14 protein-coding genes are annotated in these 15,377 nt (G+C 48.4%); all 14 read right to left on the reverse strand.

Annotation, left to right across the window (positions count from 1 at the left end; genetic code table 11):
* Positions 1–2: 2 nt before the first annotated feature.
* Positions 3–1,142 (reverse strand): bifunctional histidinol-phosphatase/imidazoleglycerol-phosphate dehydratase HisB, encoded by a 1,140-nt coding sequence (hisB, locus tag QU605_RS09920; RefSeq protein ID WP_289725151.1) that lies wholly within the window; start codon positions 1,140–1,142, stop codon positions 3–5.
* A 7-nt stretch (positions 1,143–1,149) separates the two neighbouring features.
* A complete protein-coding gene (gene hisC / locus QU605_RS09925) occupies positions 1,150–2,202 on the reverse strand; it encodes a histidinol-phosphate transaminase (protein WP_289725152.1) in 1,053 nt (350 codons plus the stop codon).
* A gap of 11 nt (positions 2,203–2,213) precedes the next feature.
* Entirely contained in the window at positions 2,214–3,506 is a 1,293-nt protein-coding gene (gene hisD / locus QU605_RS09930) for a histidinol dehydrogenase (protein ID WP_289725153.1), read from the reverse strand.
* A gap of 17 nt (positions 3,507–3,523) precedes the next feature.
* Positions 3,524–4,381: an ATP phosphoribosyltransferase gene (hisG, locus tag QU605_RS09935; protein WP_289725154.1), complete on the reverse strand. Its 858-nt coding sequence runs from the start codon at positions 4,379–4,381 to the stop codon at positions 3,524–3,526.
* Between the two features lie 189 nt (positions 4,382–4,570).
* Positions 4,571–5,386: a prohibitin family protein gene (locus QU605_RS09940; protein ID WP_289725155.1), complete on the reverse strand. Its 816-nt coding sequence runs from the start codon at positions 5,384–5,386 to the stop codon at positions 4,571–4,573.
* An 11-nt stretch (positions 5,387–5,397) separates the two neighbouring features.
* Positions 5,398–7,425 (reverse strand): VWA domain-containing protein, encoded by a 2,028-nt coding sequence (locus tag QU605_RS09945; RefSeq protein ID WP_289725156.1) that lies wholly within the window; start codon positions 7,423–7,425, stop codon positions 5,398–5,400.
* Positions 7,426–7,587: 162 nt separating this feature from the next.
* On the reverse strand, positions 7,588–8,334 hold the full coding sequence (gene fabG / locus QU605_RS09950; protein WP_289725157.1) for a 3-oxoacyl-[acyl-carrier-protein] reductase: 747 nt from the start codon (positions 8,332–8,334) through the stop codon (positions 7,588–7,590).
* A gap of 39 nt (positions 8,335–8,373) precedes the next feature.
* The gene (sucD, locus tag QU605_RS09955; RefSeq protein ID WP_289725158.1) at positions 8,374–9,246 is read right to left on the reverse strand and encodes a succinate--CoA ligase subunit alpha; all 873 of its coding nucleotides are present in this window, start codon (positions 9,244–9,246) and stop codon (positions 8,374–8,376) included.
* Positions 9,247–9,305: 59 nt separating this feature from the next.
* Positions 9,306–10,241 carry a UDP-3-O-(3-hydroxymyristoyl)glucosamine N-acyltransferase gene (locus tag QU605_RS09960; protein WP_289725159.1) on the reverse strand — a complete coding sequence of 312 codons (936 nt, stop codon included), beginning with the start codon at positions 10,239–10,241 and terminating at the stop codon, positions 9,306–9,308.
* A 10-nt stretch (positions 10,242–10,251) separates the two neighbouring features.
* Positions 10,252–10,818 (reverse strand): elongation factor P, encoded by a 567-nt coding sequence (gene efp, locus QU605_RS09965; protein ID WP_289725160.1) that lies wholly within the window; start codon positions 10,816–10,818, stop codon positions 10,252–10,254.
* A 2-nt stretch (positions 10,819–10,820) separates the two neighbouring features.
* Positions 10,821–11,606 (reverse strand): acyl-ACP--UDP-N-acetylglucosamine O-acyltransferase, encoded by a 786-nt coding sequence (gene lpxA, locus QU605_RS09970; RefSeq protein ID WP_289725161.1) that lies wholly within the window; start codon positions 11,604–11,606, stop codon positions 10,821–10,823.
* A 5-nt stretch (positions 11,607–11,611) separates the two neighbouring features.
* On the reverse strand, positions 11,612–13,003 hold the full coding sequence (locus QU605_RS09975) for a bifunctional UDP-3-O-[3-hydroxymyristoyl] N-acetylglucosamine deacetylase/3-hydroxyacyl-ACP dehydratase (protein ID WP_289725162.1): 1,392 nt from the start codon (positions 13,001–13,003) through the stop codon (positions 11,612–11,614).
* A 3-nt stretch (positions 13,004–13,006) separates the two neighbouring features.
* Positions 13,007–14,029 carry a UDP-3-O-(3-hydroxymyristoyl)glucosamine N-acyltransferase gene (gene lpxD / locus QU605_RS09980; RefSeq protein WP_289725163.1) on the reverse strand — a complete coding sequence of 341 codons (1,023 nt, stop codon included), beginning with the start codon at positions 14,027–14,029 and terminating at the stop codon, positions 13,007–13,009.
* Positions 14,030–14,077: 48 nt separating this feature from the next.
* Positions 14,078–15,304 carry an HD domain-containing protein gene (locus QU605_RS09985; protein WP_289725164.1) on the reverse strand — a complete coding sequence of 409 codons (1,227 nt, stop codon included), beginning with the start codon at positions 15,302–15,304 and terminating at the stop codon, positions 14,078–14,080.
* Positions 15,305–15,377 lie beyond the last annotated feature (73 nt).

Below are 15,377 nucleotides of genomic sequence, written 5' to 3' on the forward strand. Positions count from 1 at the left end.
ATCTAGAGTAATCCCTTGGTTGTCGGAAGTATTTGCTTATCAGGATTTCGGTGAACAGCCATTTTAATCGCTTTGGCAAAGGCCTTAAAAATAGCTTCAATCTTGTGGTGTTCGTTTGTTCCTTCGGCCTTGATGTTCAGATTTGAACCTGAGCTGTCCGAAAAGGATTTAAAAAAATGCATGAACATCTCGGTAGGCATATCACCCACTTTTTCGCGTTTGAAATCCGCATCCCATACAAGCCACGGGCGGCCTCCGAAATCGAGGGCCACCTGAGCGAGGCAATCGTCCATCGGCAGGCAAAAACCATATCGCTCAATGCCCATTTTGTCCCCCAGCGCCTTAGTTACTGCGGACCCCAGGGCGAGTGCTGTATCTTCAATGGTATGGTGTTCATCTACGTGAAGATCCCCGTCGACCTTTATATAAAGATCGAGTTGTCCGTGTCTGGCTAACTGATCGAGCATATGATCAAAGAAAGACAGGCCGGTACTTATCTCGCTTCTGCCGGTGCCATCGAGATTAATCCGTATCTCGATTTCGGTTTCTGCCGTCTTTCGGGACACATCAGCCTGTCGAGCTCCCTGAGCCAAAAATTCATAAATACCTTGCCAGGAACTACCCTCCCATGCAATAAATTTAGCGAGATCCGATTTTGCCGTTTTAACTTCCTCCGTCCCGAGCTCTGCATTATTATTGATGTACATTCCTTTGGCATTTAGGTTTTTGGCCAGCTCCATATCGGTTAATCGATCCCCGATCACAAAACTGTTGGCCAGGTCGTACTCCGGACCAAAATAAGCCTGTAAAAGCCCGGTTCCCGGTTTACGGGTTGGGGCATTGTCTTGAGGAAATGTCCGGTCAATAAGTACTTGTTCAAAGGCAATTCCCTCCGCTTCGAAGGTGCTCATGATAAAATTGTGAACAGGCCAGAAGTCCTTCTCGGGAAAAGCCTCCGTACCCAGTCCATCCTGATTGGTAATCATGACCAGTTCATAGTTGAGGTCTTTGGCGATTCGCCCGAGGTATTTGAAAACCTCTGGATAAAACCTTAATTTTTCGAAGGAGTCAATTTGTTCGTCCTCCGGTTCCAGAATAAGCGTTCCATCCCTGTCGATAAACAATATCCGTTTTTTTTCCATTTTACATTCAGGTATCGAGTGCTGTTAAAGTGTTAAGCAGTGTGGTGTTTTCCTCCGGGGTCCCTACGGTAAATCTGAGGGTGTTTTCGCAATGCATCTGAGAAGACCGATCCCGCACTACAATCCCCTGGTTGATTAACTGCCTGTATCTCAGGGGAGCGTCATCCACACGCGCCAGGATAAAATTAGCGTCCGTGGGAAAAACCGACCTGACAAAGGGAACCTCTTTCAGGCCCTCCAGCAATGCCAAGCGTTCGGCCTTTAGTTTCCCTATTTCCATCTTTATTTTTTCCGGGTCCGCCAGGGCTTTAAGCGCGCGTTGCTGTGTGAGTTCATTCACGTTGTAAGGAGGCTTGACGCGTTTTAAAAAAGCGATAATTTCGGGGGCCGCAAAACACACCCCTAACCGAATACCCGCAAGGCCATATGCTTTTGAAAACGTTTGGGTAACGACCAGGTTTGGAAAGGTATCCAGGAGTGGGACATAACCGTCTGCATCCGAGAAGTCTATATACGCCTCATCGATGACAACGAGTCCGGGAAATTCATTTAACAATCTGATGACCCGGTCCGAATCGAGACTATTGCCCGTCGGATTGTTCGGAGAGCATAAAAAGATGATTTTAGTGTGTGCTTCTGCGCTTTCCAGGATCTCAGGGACATCGGGCTGGAAATCGGAAGTTAAGGGGACCTCAATATTCTCAATGGCATTGATACCTGCCAACACCGAATACATTCCATAAGTAGGTGGAAGGGTTAGCACGGAATCCTTATTGGGCTCACAGAAAACCCGGAACAGCAGATCTAAGACTTCATCACTTCCATTACCCAAAAGGATCTGCTCCGGCGAAACACCCCTGAGACGCGCGATCTCCTCTTTTAAGGACTTTTGATGCGGATCCGGATAGCGGTTTACGCCATTGTCGAAGGGGTTCTCGTTTGCATCCAGGAAAATCATGGAATCCCCCCCTCCGCTATATTCATCACGGGCCGAGGAATACGGTTTCAGGCCCAATACGGTGGGCCGGACTATCGCTTTAAAGAATCCATCCTTTTCCATGATCTGTTTTTCTACTGAACCTTGTTCAGGGTGTTGAGGCGGAGGGTAACCGCATTGGCATGAGCCTGCAGTCCTTCTGCCCGGGCCATGGTTTCTACTGCGGGTCCAATCCCCTGTAACCCTTCAGGGGTAATACGCTGATAGGTAATGCTTTTTGTATAACTCCCCAGGTTCACACCCGAATACTGACGGGCATATCCATTGGTTGGGAGGGTATGGTTTGTTCCAGAGGCGTAATCCCCAGCGCTTTCCGGGGTGTAATTCCCCAGGAAAACCGACCCGGCGTTTTGAATATGCTCAAGCATAAAAGCTTCCTCCTTATGTGCAATAATAAGGTGTTCCGGAGCGTAGGTATTCACCATGTCGGTTATCGCTTCCCTGTCCTTCAAAACAATCCCCCGGCTGTTGGCCATGGCACTACGCGCGATTTCCTGCCGGGGAAGTTTTGCCAGTTGCGCCTCCAGTGCGTTATCCACCGCTTCCTGAATATCCGGGTCGTCCGTGAGGAGGATCACCTGGCTGTCCGCTCCGTGTTCGGCCTGGCTCAGAAGATCTGAAGCAATAAATTCCGGAACGGCTGAGGCATCGGCCACTACAAGCAATTCGCTGGGTCCTGCAGGCATATCTATGGCAACCCCCAAACGGCTCGCCCATTGCTTTGCTGCCGTGACGTACTGGTTACCCGGACCAAAAATCTTGAATGTCTTAGGTACGCTTTCAGTGCCGTAGGTCATGGCAGCTACTGCCTGAATTCCACCTACCCTGCAGATGGTGGTTACACCACAGCGCGAAGCGGCGTATAAGATTGCAGGATGCAAATTTCCCTCAGTGTCCGGGGGAGAACAAAGTACTATCTCCGTGCAACCAGCAATCATCGCAGGAATCGCGAGCATGAGCACAGTTGAGAATAAAGGGGCACTCCCCCCGGGAATGTAAAGACCTACCCTGGAAATGGGGCGTTTCTCCATCCAGCACGATACCCCAGTCCGGGTATTGACCCGCACAGGACCGGTACGCTGTGCAGCGTGGAAGGCATAAATGTTTTCATAAGCGAGTTCTATGGCCTCCTTGAGCTGAGGGGATACCGCTTGCCCGGCGGCAGCAACCTCCTCTGGACCAACCCGTATCTCCTCCAGGGTCGCGCCATCAAAGGTGCGGGTATATTCTTTAAGGGCTGTATCGCCTTCAGAGCGCACATTTTTAAACACCCCGTCTACCAGGTCTTCCAGGGCCCTGAAATCCTTCGCAGGCCTTTTTAGTATTTCTTCCCAGGAGTTCGTTTCAGGCAAATACACCCATTCCATAGTCCTTAATTTTAAAATCAGACGATCATCTTTTCTATAGGGCATACCAGAATGCCCTCTGCTCCTTCTTTCTTTACCTGGTCGAGTACTTCCCAAAACCGGTCCTTGTTAATAACCGTGTGAATGGAGCTCCAGCCACTTTCTGCCAGTGGTAAAACAGTTGGGCTCCGCATTCCCGGTAAAAGCGATATGATAGCTTCCAGGCTTTCATTGGGCGCATTCATGAGTACGTACCGGTTGTTTCGGGCCTCCAGAACAGATTGAAGACGGAAACGCAATTGTTCCAGTATTTTATGCTGTTTCGCCCCCGCCTTAGGCGAAACCGCCAGTACGGCTTCACTTTGCAGCAGGACTTCAACTTCTTTCAGGTTATTTTTAAAGAGTGTACTGCCGCTGGAAACGATATCGCAAACGGCATCCGCAAGACCGATATTCGGGGCGATTTCCACCGAACCATTGATAATGTGTAAATCCGAGGTTACCCCTTTCTGATTGAGGTATTGCAATACAGTATTCGGATAAGAGGTCGCAATGCGTTTTCCCTCAAGGTCATTGATCGAATTGTATTCCACGTTTTTGGGAACGGCAATAGAAACCCGGCACCTTGAAAACCCAAGTTTTTCGACTACAGGGATATCGGCTCCTTTTTCTATCAGGACATTCTCCCCGATAATTGCGATATCCACTACCCCATCCTTGAGGTACTGGGGAATATCGCCGTTGCGAAGGTAGAAAACCTCCATGGGAAAGTTCCGTGCCGAAGCGCGCAACTGGTCCCTTCCATTGTCAATAGAAATACCGCAATCCTTGAGGATTCTCAGGGAATCCTCATTCAGGCGTCCACTTTTCTGGACCGCTACTTTAATCGTTTCCATTTCCTGCAAATTTTTTACGATAAAAAACCCCGTTTGATCACTCAAACGGGGTTTCGGAATATGATGGATTCACAACACATCTTCCCTACCACGCCTGAGCGCCGATAGTAAAGTGGTGATGTAATCTTGTTTTTTTCATCTCACGACAAAAATAAGGGATAGTTTCAGAAACTCAAAAACTGTAACCTATTAATTATTTCCTAAAATCAGGGGTAACCCCGAATCTCCCGAACCAACCACGACCACTTTGGCATTAGGCGACTCTGAGAGTTTCAGTGTGGCTTCGATCCCTTTATCCTGTAGGATCTTATCGGTCAGGGATGCGCTCAGGATACGGTTCGCATCTGCCTTACCCTGGGCTTCGATACGCTGCCGCTGTGCTTCCTTATCGGCACTGACCAGGCGGAACTCATATTCCAGGGACTCCTGTTCCTGCTTGAGCTTACGCTCAATAGCGTCCTTGATCGTCGCGGGCAGGGTTACGTCGCGCACCAGCACTTCGTTTAACTGGATGTACTGATCTTCTACGATTCGTTTGGTTTCCTCAAAAATTTCATTTTGGATGGCATCCCGCTTGGTGGAATACAAATCTTCCGGAGTATATCGGCCCACAACTGAACGCGCCGCAGAGCGGATTGCGGGTAGCAAAATACGTTCCTTGTACTGATCCCCTTTCTCCTGGTGAAGCCGGCCTAAATCCTGAAATCTGGGCTGGAACCAGGCAGAGGCATCGAGTTGAATATCCAATCCGTTGCTGGAGAGTACTTTCATTTTCTCAAAGACTTCCTGCTGGCGAACTTCGTAAATAAAGACTTTGTTCCAGGGAGCAACCAGGTGAAAGCCTTCCCCCAATGGCGGCTCATCGATAACAACCCCTTCACCAAATGTTTTGTACAAAACACCTGCCTCACCAGAGCCGATGACAATGGCCGATTTACTGACCAGAATAATTGCTACGATAATAAGTAAAATTGTCGGTAATGCTATTTTAGGTAATTTATCCATTTGCTTTTTTTTTATAATAATCCGTTGTACTTCCTGATAAACCACTCAATTCCCAGAGTCGCAACCACAAACCCGAGGAGCCAGCGGAAATCTATCAAAGATACTACATTTCTCTGGGTTCGGCTTATGGGTCGAAAGCGTTCTGAAGTCATCAGACTATCTTTAAGATCATTCAGCTGGGATGGATAATACAAACCTCCCCCACTCGATTCTGCGAGTGCCATCAAGGACTCCGGATCACTGCGGACCTGCTGGTTTTCCAGATCGAATTCCTGCATGCGGAACTGGCCTGACCTCCTGTAATCGGTATCCAATACCTGAACGTCAAAGGCATAGGTCCCGGGGGGCAGATTGCTGATATCCGCCTGATACTCGCCCCTTGCCAGGGCCATGGGAAACGAATTCATAACGGTACCCGTACTGTCTTTCAGGTCAAGCCTGAGCCGTGCTGTCGGATCGAAGCGGAGGGCTTCATCAAAAAACCGGGCCCGGATGACTGCAGCCTGTTGTCCGTCCAACAAGCTTTCATATTCAAGGTTGAGGCGTTCGCTTTCTTTTCCTGCACCCAGGAACAACCAGATTTTGCTAAATAGCGCATCAAAATTCTCGAAATTAGCATCCCGCTTAAAGGAGTGCATCCGCCACTTCCAAATCCCACTTCCGAAGATGACCGCCTCGCGTCGGTCGGACCCTTTCAATAGCGCCATAAGGGGCTGGTTCAATGCGACTCCACGAACCCGCTGGCCAAGCAACTCCTCATTCGGCTGAAGAATCAGGTATTCCCCCAGATCTCCTGAGAGGGGTGGATAACCACTGACATCCCATTCACTCGCATCAAAATAGGCGAAGGCGGCATTGGAAACGGGCAGGAGTTCCTCAGAAGGCCCGGAATCCTCCAGTCGGAATGCCGTTTGCACAGAGTTCAGGAAATTCCAATTTGCAAGGTCCCCGGCGATCGTAAGCAAAGGCTTACGTGAATTCGCTATAGTTTCATAAGCTCTCCTGAAGGACGGATCTGGTTGATAAAAGATCCAAATATCCGTTTCAGTGGCGTATGCCGGAACTTCCTCTGGTTTAATGAAGGACACCTGCCGCTGTTCATTGGCTTCTATAGACCGGGTAAGGGCACCGATATCCGGGTGAGACCGATTGGATACAATACGTACCCTGGTGGTCTCATCGATAATTTCAATCCCCGTTGTCAGGCGGTTGTTCCGGGTATTGCGTTCATTTTCGAGGGCCGAGACCTCTGCAGTAAGGGAGTGAAAGCCCACCTCTTCAGCGGTCAATAAAACCGAGATGCGCTCCGTGGCCCGTCCGGCAGACATTCGAAGGGTAGAACCGTATACCTGTTTTCCATTATCCCTTAGGACAATATTGGTATTTACAGGCTCGGCCCCGCGATATGAAATAAGGATCTCAATCGGATACTGATTCCGTAAAAAGGCGTATCGGTTGGCATTTAAACCATCGATCCGAATATCCCTGTATGCTGTTGTATCCCCTACTACAATCGGGAAAACGGTGGTGGACCCCGAAGCTGAAGGGGTAATGCCCTTTCCCTGATTTTGAATCCCATCTGTGACTAACACCAAACTGCTGTTTCCGTCCAAATGGGCTTTAGACAGTGTTTGGATGGCTGCAGAGATATCCGTGCGTTTCTCTGAAAAATCCAGAGTATCCGAAGGCCGGACCCCTCCCCCGAAAGTATACGTTTCCAGATCGAAGCGCTGCGACAGGTCCGTGTCTTCCCTGAAAAAATCCCGGACACTTAAAAGCTCCTCACGGGATGGGCTGCGCCCGGCAGAGGCGCTATTGTCCAGAAGGAGCATGAGGCGATGTGGTTGGGTCGTAACCGTGTTCTTTTCGAGTTGCAAAGGAACGAGAAGCAACAGAGCCCCCAGAATACCTAAAAACCTGAGGGAGGCTAAAAGGTATCTGTAAGGTGTTTTTCCTGATTTATAGAAATAGCTAAACCAGGCTAACCCGAAAGCCAGGGCTGCACTCAGGGCGATCCAAAGTACATTTTCAAGGGTCATTCAATGGGGTTTTATAGAATTGCTGACCGCCGTCTGTTTAGGCGATTATACTGTCCTGACCACAAAAATCGGGAAAATAAACCGACCAGCCGCATTACATATATTGCGGATGATAAAAGGTAACCTTAGGACTTAATAAGGGATTTGAATGGCCGTACGGTATCAGGTAAGCATGCCACCATCTACGTTGAGGACCTGTCCGGTAATATAGGCAGAGAGGTCTGATGCCAGGAAAAGGCAGGCATTTGCGACATCCGCAGCAGAACCGCCCCGTTTGAGGGGAATTGCATCCCGCCAACCCTGAACTGTTTTTTCATCCAACTTTTCGGTCATCTCTGTTTCGATAAACCCGGGGGCAATGGCATTACATCGAATATTCCGGGAACCGAGTTCCAGGGCAATACTCTTGGTAAAACCAATCATTCCAGCTTTGGAGGCTGCATAATTGGCCTGGCCTGCATTGCCTTTGACACCAACCACACTGCTGATATTGATAATGGAGCCGGATCGCTGTTTCAACAGGGTGCGCTGGACTGCCTTAGTCATGTTGAAAACAGATTTAAGGTTGGTAGCGATTACCGCATCGAAATCCGCTTCACTCATGCGCATCAGGAGATTGTCGCGTGTAATACCCGCATTGTTGATCAACACATCAATGCCGCCAAAATCACTGAGGACATCGCCGACCAGGGCTTCTGCTTCTTCAAAACTCGCTGCATTGCTCTTGTATGCCTTGGCAAAAACACCCAAAGCCTTCAATTCACCTTCGAGTTCCAGAGCAGGTCCTTCACTGCTGCTGTAGGTAAAAGCCACATCGGCTCCCTGTTTGGCAAAAATCTCAGCGATCCCACGGCCAATGCCCCGGCTCGCTCCTGTAATAATTACTTTTTTCCCTTCCAGCATTTTCATATGCATTGTGTATTTAGTCAGGCTTACAACGGCAGCCGATCAGCTTAAAACTTCTTTTACTTTCATCCCGATTTGAGCCGGAGAGTCCACCACATGTATTCCGCACTCCTTCATGATCTGTTTTTTGGCCTGGGCAGTATCATCACTACCACCAACGATAGCGCCGGCGTGACCCATGGTCCGACCTGCAGGTGCCGTTTCTCCAGCGATAAAACCGACAACGGGTTTCCCGGAGCCACTTGCTTTGTACCAGCGTGCAGCCTCAGCCTCGAGTTGTCCCCCAATTTCTCCGATCATTACCACACATTCTGTCTCGGGATCTGAAATCAGCAACTCCATTGCCTCACGAGTGGTCGTTCCAATAATAGGATCCCCGCCAATTCCTATGGCCGTCGAAATCCCCAGTCCCTGTCTGACCACCTGATCCGCTGCCTCATAGGTAAGCGTTCCTGATTTGGAAACCAGGCCAACTTTTCCCTTTTCGAAAACAAAGCCCGGCATGATGCCAACCTTGGCTTCCCCAGGGGTGATAACTCCGGGACAATTGGGTCCGATGAGGTGTAAACCGCGGCTTTTAACATAGTCGTAAGCCTTAATCATATCGGCAACAGGAATTCCTTCCGTAATGGTAATTATCACTTTGATGCCGGCATTTGCAGCCTCCATTATAGCATCGGAGGCAAAGGCCGGTGGTACAAAAATGATACTTGTATCGGCTCCGGTCTGCTCGACTGCTTCCGATACCGTATTAAAAACGGGTTTGCCCAGGTGCTCCTGTCCGCCTTTGCCGGGGGTCACCCCACCAACGACATTCGTTCCATACTCGATCATCTGCTCCGCGTGGAATGTGCCCTCGCTTCCGGTAAAACCCTGTACAATGATTTTAGAGTCCTTATTTACCAATACGCTCATATTCTTTTTTTTTATTCGGTCAAAAATAGGCCTTACTTAAAAACAGACCCAGAGAAAACTCATTGTTTTTTAATTTGTTTGACGATTTCGGGCATTTGTCGCATGATGGCCAATTGCTTCATCTGTTTTCGGGACTCCATCGCCGGACTGCCAAAGTACCCCTTCCCTCCTTCCAGGGATTTAGAAACTCCTGCCTGTGCCATAAGTACCGCTTTGGCCCCGATGCGGATTGCGCTGGTTACGCCCACCTGCCCCCAGATCGTTACCTCATCTTCAATAACAACACATCCTGCGATCCCGGTTTGGCTCGCAATCAAACACTTTTTACCAATCACGGTGTCGTGCCCAACCTGTACCTGGTTATCCAACTTACTCCCTTTACCAATGCGGGTGTCCCCACTTACACCCCGGTCAATCGTGCACAATGCACCAAGTTCCACCTCATCCTCGAGGATTACACGACCACCTGAAAGGAGGCGGTCAAAACCCGCAGGCCGGTTTTTATAATAAAAGGCATCAGAACCGATAACCGTACCGGACTGCACAATTACGTTGTCCCCGAGAATACAGGATTCCCGGATGATTACGTTGGGGTGGATGATGCAATTGCTGCCAATCTGAACATCCCTTCCGATAATAGCCCCCGGTTCGATCACCGTACCCTTCCCAATTACTGCTGAAGGATCGATTTGGGCAGTTGAAGGAAGAAAAGGTTTAAAATGTGCCGTCAGGCGGTTGAAATCCGTAAATGGGTCCTCAGAGATAAGAAGGGCCTTCCCTTCTGGGCAGGGAACCTCCTTGTTAATAAGAACAATGGTCGCAGCCGATTCCAGGGCCTTCTGGTAATACTTCGGATGGTCGACAAAAACAATGTCCCCCGGTTCTACCACGTGGATTTCGTTTATTCCCTGAACAGGAAAAGCCGCATCACCGACGAAGGGTACGCCCAGAAGTTCGGCGATTTCCTCCAGTTTATAAGTTCTAGGGAATTTCATATGCTCTCCGTTATTCCTTGGCGCGCTCCATGTAAGCGCCCTTTTCGGTATCAACCTTAATCTTATCCCCTTCATTTATGAAAAGTGGGACATTGATTCGGGCCCCGGTCTCTACCGTGGCCGGTTTAGAGGCATTTGTAGCTGTATTTCCCTTGACGCCCGGTTCTGTATGAGTCACCTCTAATATAACACTGGCCGGCATGTCCACAGAAAGCGGCATGCTATCCTCAGTATTAAACATGATCGTGACGATCTCTCCTTCCTTGAGGAGCTCCGGGGCGTCCAATGCACTTTCCTGAAGGGCGATCTGATTGTAATCGTCCGTATTCATGAAGTGATAGGTTTCCCCTTCAGCGTAGAGAAACTGATAGGAACGGGTCTCTACCCGAACATCTTCAATTTTATGTCCCGCGGAGAAAGTATTGTCTATAACCTTTCCTGTAGTAACACTTTTGAGTTTGGTACGCACAAAGGCCGGGCCTTTTCCCGGTTTGACATGTAAGAACTCAATTATTTTATAAATGTCGTGGTTGTAGCGAATGCACAAACCTTTTCTGATATCTGATGTAGAAGCCATGCTTAATTGTTGCTAAAATATCCTTTCATAATTCCCCTTTGCGAGTCTCGGATAAACTGAAGAATCTCATCCCTTTCCGGGGTAGCCTCCATTTCAGCTTCCAAGATCTGTGCCGCCTGGGAGTTGTTGTAATTCATTTGATACAGAATGCGGTAAATATTCTGGATTTCACGGATTTTTTCTGTTGTAAAACCCCGTCTTCGCAGCCCTACGGAATTTATCCCCACGTAGGACATGGGTTCACGCCCCCCCTTTACAAAAGGAGGCACATCTTTACGTACCAGGGATCCCCCGGTCACGAAAGCATGTGATCCTACAGAGACGAATTGTTGCACAGCGACCATACCCGCCAGAACGACGTAGTCTCCGATTGTCACGTGTCCTGCGAGGGTTGAATTATTTGAAAAAACGCAAAAATCCCCCACAATACAATCGTGGGCCACGTGGCAATAAGCCATGATAAGGCAATTTTTTCCAATGACCGTTTTCTGGCGGTCAGAGGTTCCCTTATTAATGGTCGCGCATTCCCGTATGGTCGTATTATCTCCTATTTCTACGATGGTTTCCTCCCCTTCGTATTTAAGATCCTGGGGAGTGGCCGATATAACCGCTCCTGGAAAAATACTGCAGTTCTTACCAATCCGTGCACCTTCCATTATACTCACATTGGAGCCAATCCAGGTTCCTTCACCAATAATGACATTATTATGGATGGTCGCAAAAGGTTCAATAACCACATTCTTGGCTATTTTGGCACCCGGATGCACATAGGCGAGCGGCTGATTCATGCTATTTATTTTTTAGTTTTAACAATCTGAGCCATCAGCTCTGCCTCTGAAACAAGTTTACCATTGGCATAGGCATACGCCTGCATATGGCATATCCCTCTTCGTATGGGGGAAACAAGGTCGCATTTAAATATAAGCGTATCCCCTGGTACGACCTGTTGCTTGAATTTCACCTTGTCGATTTTCATGAAATAGGTAAGGTAGTTTTCGGGGTCAGGCACCGTGCTGAGCACCAGGATCCCTCCGGTCTGCGCCATAGCTTCTACTTGGAGTACACCAGGCATTACCGGGGCTCCCGGGAAATGGCCTACGAAAAAGGGCTCGTTCATGGTGACATTTTTCAAGCCCACAACATGGGTGTCTGAAAGTTCCAGGATGCGATCGACAAGCAGAAAAGGAGGACGGTGTGGAAGCATTTTCATGATCTTCGAGACGTCCATCAATGGCTCTTTGTTCAGATCGTATGTCGGTACCTTATTGCGCTTATCCAGCTTGATGATTTTTGACAGCTTTTTGGCGAACTGGGTATTGACATAATGCCCGGGCTTGTTCGCGATTACCTTACCCCTGATACGGGTTCCAATGAGCGCGAGGTCTCCGATTACATCTAATAGCTTATGCCGTGCGGCTTCATTCGGATAATGCAAAGTGAGGTTGTCCAGGATACCATTGGGTTTCACGGAAAGCCTGTCCTTATTAAAGGCCTTCTGCAGGCGCTTCATGGTATCTTCAGAAATCTCCTTGTCTACATATACAATGGCGTTATTCAGGTCTCCACCCCGGATAAGTCCATGCTCCAGTAGCATTTCCAATTCATGCAGAAAACTAAAGGTACGCGCATCCGAAATTTCCTCCTTAAAGTCTGAAATCTGTTCCAGGGTCGCATTTTGAGTTCCCAGGACCTTGGTCCCAAAATCAACCATGGTGGTTATCTGGTATTCTTCCGCGGGAATTACGGTAATCTCGCTTCCGGTAGCTTCATCCCTGTAAGTGATGACATCCTTAACCACAAATACCTCCCGCGCGGCGTCCTGTTCAACCACCCCGGCTTTTTCGAGCGCCTCAACAAAGAATTTTGAAGAACCATCCATAATAGGAGGTTCCGGCGAATTGAGTTCGATCAGGACATTATCAATATCGAGTCCCACAAGGGCCGCCAGAACGTGTTCAGAAGTCTGGATTTTCACTCCATGCTTCTCCAGGTTTGTGCCCCTTTGGGTATTTATGACGTAAGAAGCATCTGCTTCAATTATAGGTTCCCCTTCCAGGTCTACCCGTTTAAAGGCAAATCCGTGGTTTACAGGAGCCGGGACAAATTTCATAGTGACTTTTTCACCCGTGTGGAGTCCCACACCCTTTAAGGTCACCTCATTTGCTATAGTTCGTTGTTTGGTCATTGTTTAATTGCCATTTGACGATTCCAGTTTCTCAATACGCTGAACCAATCTGGGGAGGTTTCTGAAGTGAACGTAGGATTTATTGTAATCCCCGTAGACCATGGCTGGCGAACCCTGCAGGACTTCATCGTCTTTAATATTCCTGGAGATTCCCGACTGCGCCTGAATCCGCACCCGGTCTCCAATGACGATATGCCCGACAATACCAACCTGACCGCCTATCATGCAATGCCTGCCGATTTTCGTAGAACCAGCGATCCCGGTTTGGGCGGCGATTACGGTATGCTCCCCAATTTCAACATTGTGGGCAATCTGTATTTGATTGTCAAGTTTTACTCCCCGTCTCAACACTGTGGACCCAAGGGTAGCCCGATCTATGGTAGTTCCGGCTCCAACATCCACATTGTCCTCTAAAACCACATTGCCGGTTTGGGGTACTTTTGTGAATTCCCCGTTTTCATCCGGGGTGAACCCAAAGCCGTCTGCTCCTATGATGACACCACTGTGGATGACACAATCCTTGCCGATCTGGGTTTCTGAATAAATTTTCGCCCCGGCAAATACGATCGTATTACTCCCGATGGTCACGTTATCCCCAATGTAGACATTCGGGTAGATTTTCACGTTTTCCCCTAAAACCACGTTAGCTCCTATATAGGCGAATGCGCCCAGATAGACATCGCTTCCATATGTTGCAGAATCGGAAACAAATACCGGATTTTCAATACCCTTTTTATTGTTTTTCACCTGATTGTAGTAAGCCAGTAATTGAGAAAATGCCTTATAGGCATCATCCACCTTAATCAGTGTTGAGTTTAGTTCCTGCTCCGGGGTAAAGTCCCGATTTACAATAATAACAGAAGCTTCCGTCTGGTAAATGTAGGGCGTGTATTTTGGATTGGCCAAAAAGGTAAGGGAACCTGCTTCTCCCTCTTCTATTTTAGACAATTTGTGAACGGCAACTTCTGGGTTACCATCCACCTCACCTTCGAGGATGCCTGCGATCTGACTGGCCGTAAATTCCAAAGGAATGCTAAGAATTAGATTCGAATGTGGCAAAAGTAAGAAAAATTGTCATATCCTTTTTTTTGGATAGCACAGATAATATCTGGTTTGGGTTTCGGAAAGGGATTCCAGGTTTAAATGGGCCGAATGGCTGGTCACATCGGATACCCTTCCATTTTTTTGAAGGATACGTACCTGGGATTCCTGACTATAGGTCTGATTGCTGATTTCCCCGGTAAAAACAAAGTAGGAGGCCTCTTCCGCACTTAATCCGCTAACCTTCTGAAATTGTTTCAATTTTTTGCGAATACTGTCTCCGGGTATAGGGGTTTCCTTAATTTTTATAGATACCAGTCTGCGATCCAGTATCATCTCACACAATGAAGCCAGAACCCGATCGGTCGATTGTCGCCAATGTTTAAGTGCCGCTAGAATATCTACATCGTCCAGGAGGGCAAATTGTTCCAGGGATTCTTTGGGGAAACCATCGCGCGTTTCCGTTTGCCTTAAAAAATACATCAGGGAGTGCGCATCACATTCAAGATCCCCAAGCTGGATGAGCTCTCGAGCCCTTCGGATAATCCGAATCAGCAACTGCTCGGCTGCCAGGCTTGTTTTATGAAGATAGACCTGCCAGTACATGAATCGCCGGGCCATCAGAAACTTTTCCACCGAGTATATGCCTTTTGCCTCGAAGACGAGGTCTTCATCGTGAACCGACAGCATGGCGATGAGTCGTTCTGCATTGATGTTTCCCTCCGACACACCTGTATAGAAGCTGTCCCGCTTGAGATAATCCATACGGTCGATATCGATCTGCCCGGACACGAGCTGATTCAGAAAAGGTTTCGGATGTGTTTTTTGAAAAATATCGATACCTGTCTGCAACCTCCCATTGAATACCTCGTTGAGTTCCAGCATAAACCTGAGGGAAAGGCTTTCGTGATCAACCCCCCGAACCAACTCATTCTCAAGGGCATGTGAAAAAGGCCCATGTCCGATATCGTGCAGCAGGATAGCGCAGCGCAAGCCTTCCGCATCCCGATCACTTATATCAACCCCTTTCTGACGGAGCATTGAAATTGCCTGATTCATCAGATGCATCGCACCCAGGGCATGGTGGAATCGGGTGTGGTGTGCCCCCGGGTAAACCAGATAACTGAGCCCCATCTGAGAAATCCTGCGAAGCCGCTGAAAATACGGATGGGCGATAAGATCAAAAATCAGGTTACTGGGTATGGGTATAAATCCGTAAATTGGATCATTGAAAAGTTTCAACTTGGGAGATCGCTTCAAAGGAACGGTTTTTGTGATCTCAAAGGTAGAAAATTGCTTTCAGAATCATCAATCAACAGCCGGTTCTAAGGGA

Origin of the sequence: Robiginitalea aurantiaca, assembly GCF_030380815.1 — a bacterium.
Taxonomy (GTDB): Bacteria; Bacteroidota; Bacteroidia; order Flavobacteriales; family Flavobacteriaceae; genus Robiginitalea; species Robiginitalea aurantiaca.

Bases quoted from the DNA above. Each gene is read 5' to 3' on its own strand.
- hisB (WP_289725151.1), bottom strand. From the start codon at position 1,142: ATGGAAAAAAAACGGATATTGTTTATCGACAGGGATGGAACGCTTATT.
- hisC (WP_289725152.1), bottom strand. From the start codon at position 2,202: ATGGAAAAGGATGGATTCTTTAAAGCGATAGTCCGGCCCACCGTATTG.
- hisD (WP_289725153.1), bottom strand. From the start codon at position 3,506: ATGGAATGGGTGTATTTGCCTGAAACGAACTCCTGGGAAGAAATACTA.
- hisG (WP_289725154.1), bottom strand. From the start codon at position 4,381: ATGGAAACGATTAAAGTAGCGGTCCAGAAAAGTGGACGCCTGAATGAG.
- QU605_RS09940 (WP_289725155.1), bottom strand. From the start codon at position 5,386: ATGGATAAATTACCTAAAATAGCATTACCGACAATTTTACTTATTATC.
- QU605_RS09945 (WP_289725156.1), bottom strand. From the start codon at position 7,425: ATGACCCTTGAAAATGTACTTTGGATCGCCCTGAGTGCAGCCCTGGCT.
- fabG (WP_289725157.1), bottom strand. From the start codon at position 8,334: ATGAAAATGCTGGAAGGGAAAAAAGTAATTATTACAGGAGCGAGCCGG.
- sucD (WP_289725158.1), bottom strand. From the start codon at position 9,246: ATGAGCGTATTGGTAAATAAGGACTCTAAAATCATTGTACAGGGTTTT.
- QU605_RS09960 (WP_289725159.1), bottom strand. From the start codon at position 10,241: ATGAAATTCCCTAGAACTTATAAACTGGAGGAAATCGCCGAACTTCTG.
- efp (WP_289725160.1), bottom strand. From the start codon at position 10,818: ATGGCTTCTACATCAGATATCAGAAAAGGTTTGTGCATTCGCTACAAC.
- lpxA (WP_289725161.1), bottom strand. From the start codon at position 11,606: ATGAATCAGCCGCTCGCCTATGTGCATCCGGGTGCCAAAATAGCCAAG.
- QU605_RS09975 (WP_289725162.1), bottom strand. From the start codon at position 13,003: ATGACCAAACAACGAACTATAGCAAATGAGGTGACCTTAAAGGGTGTG.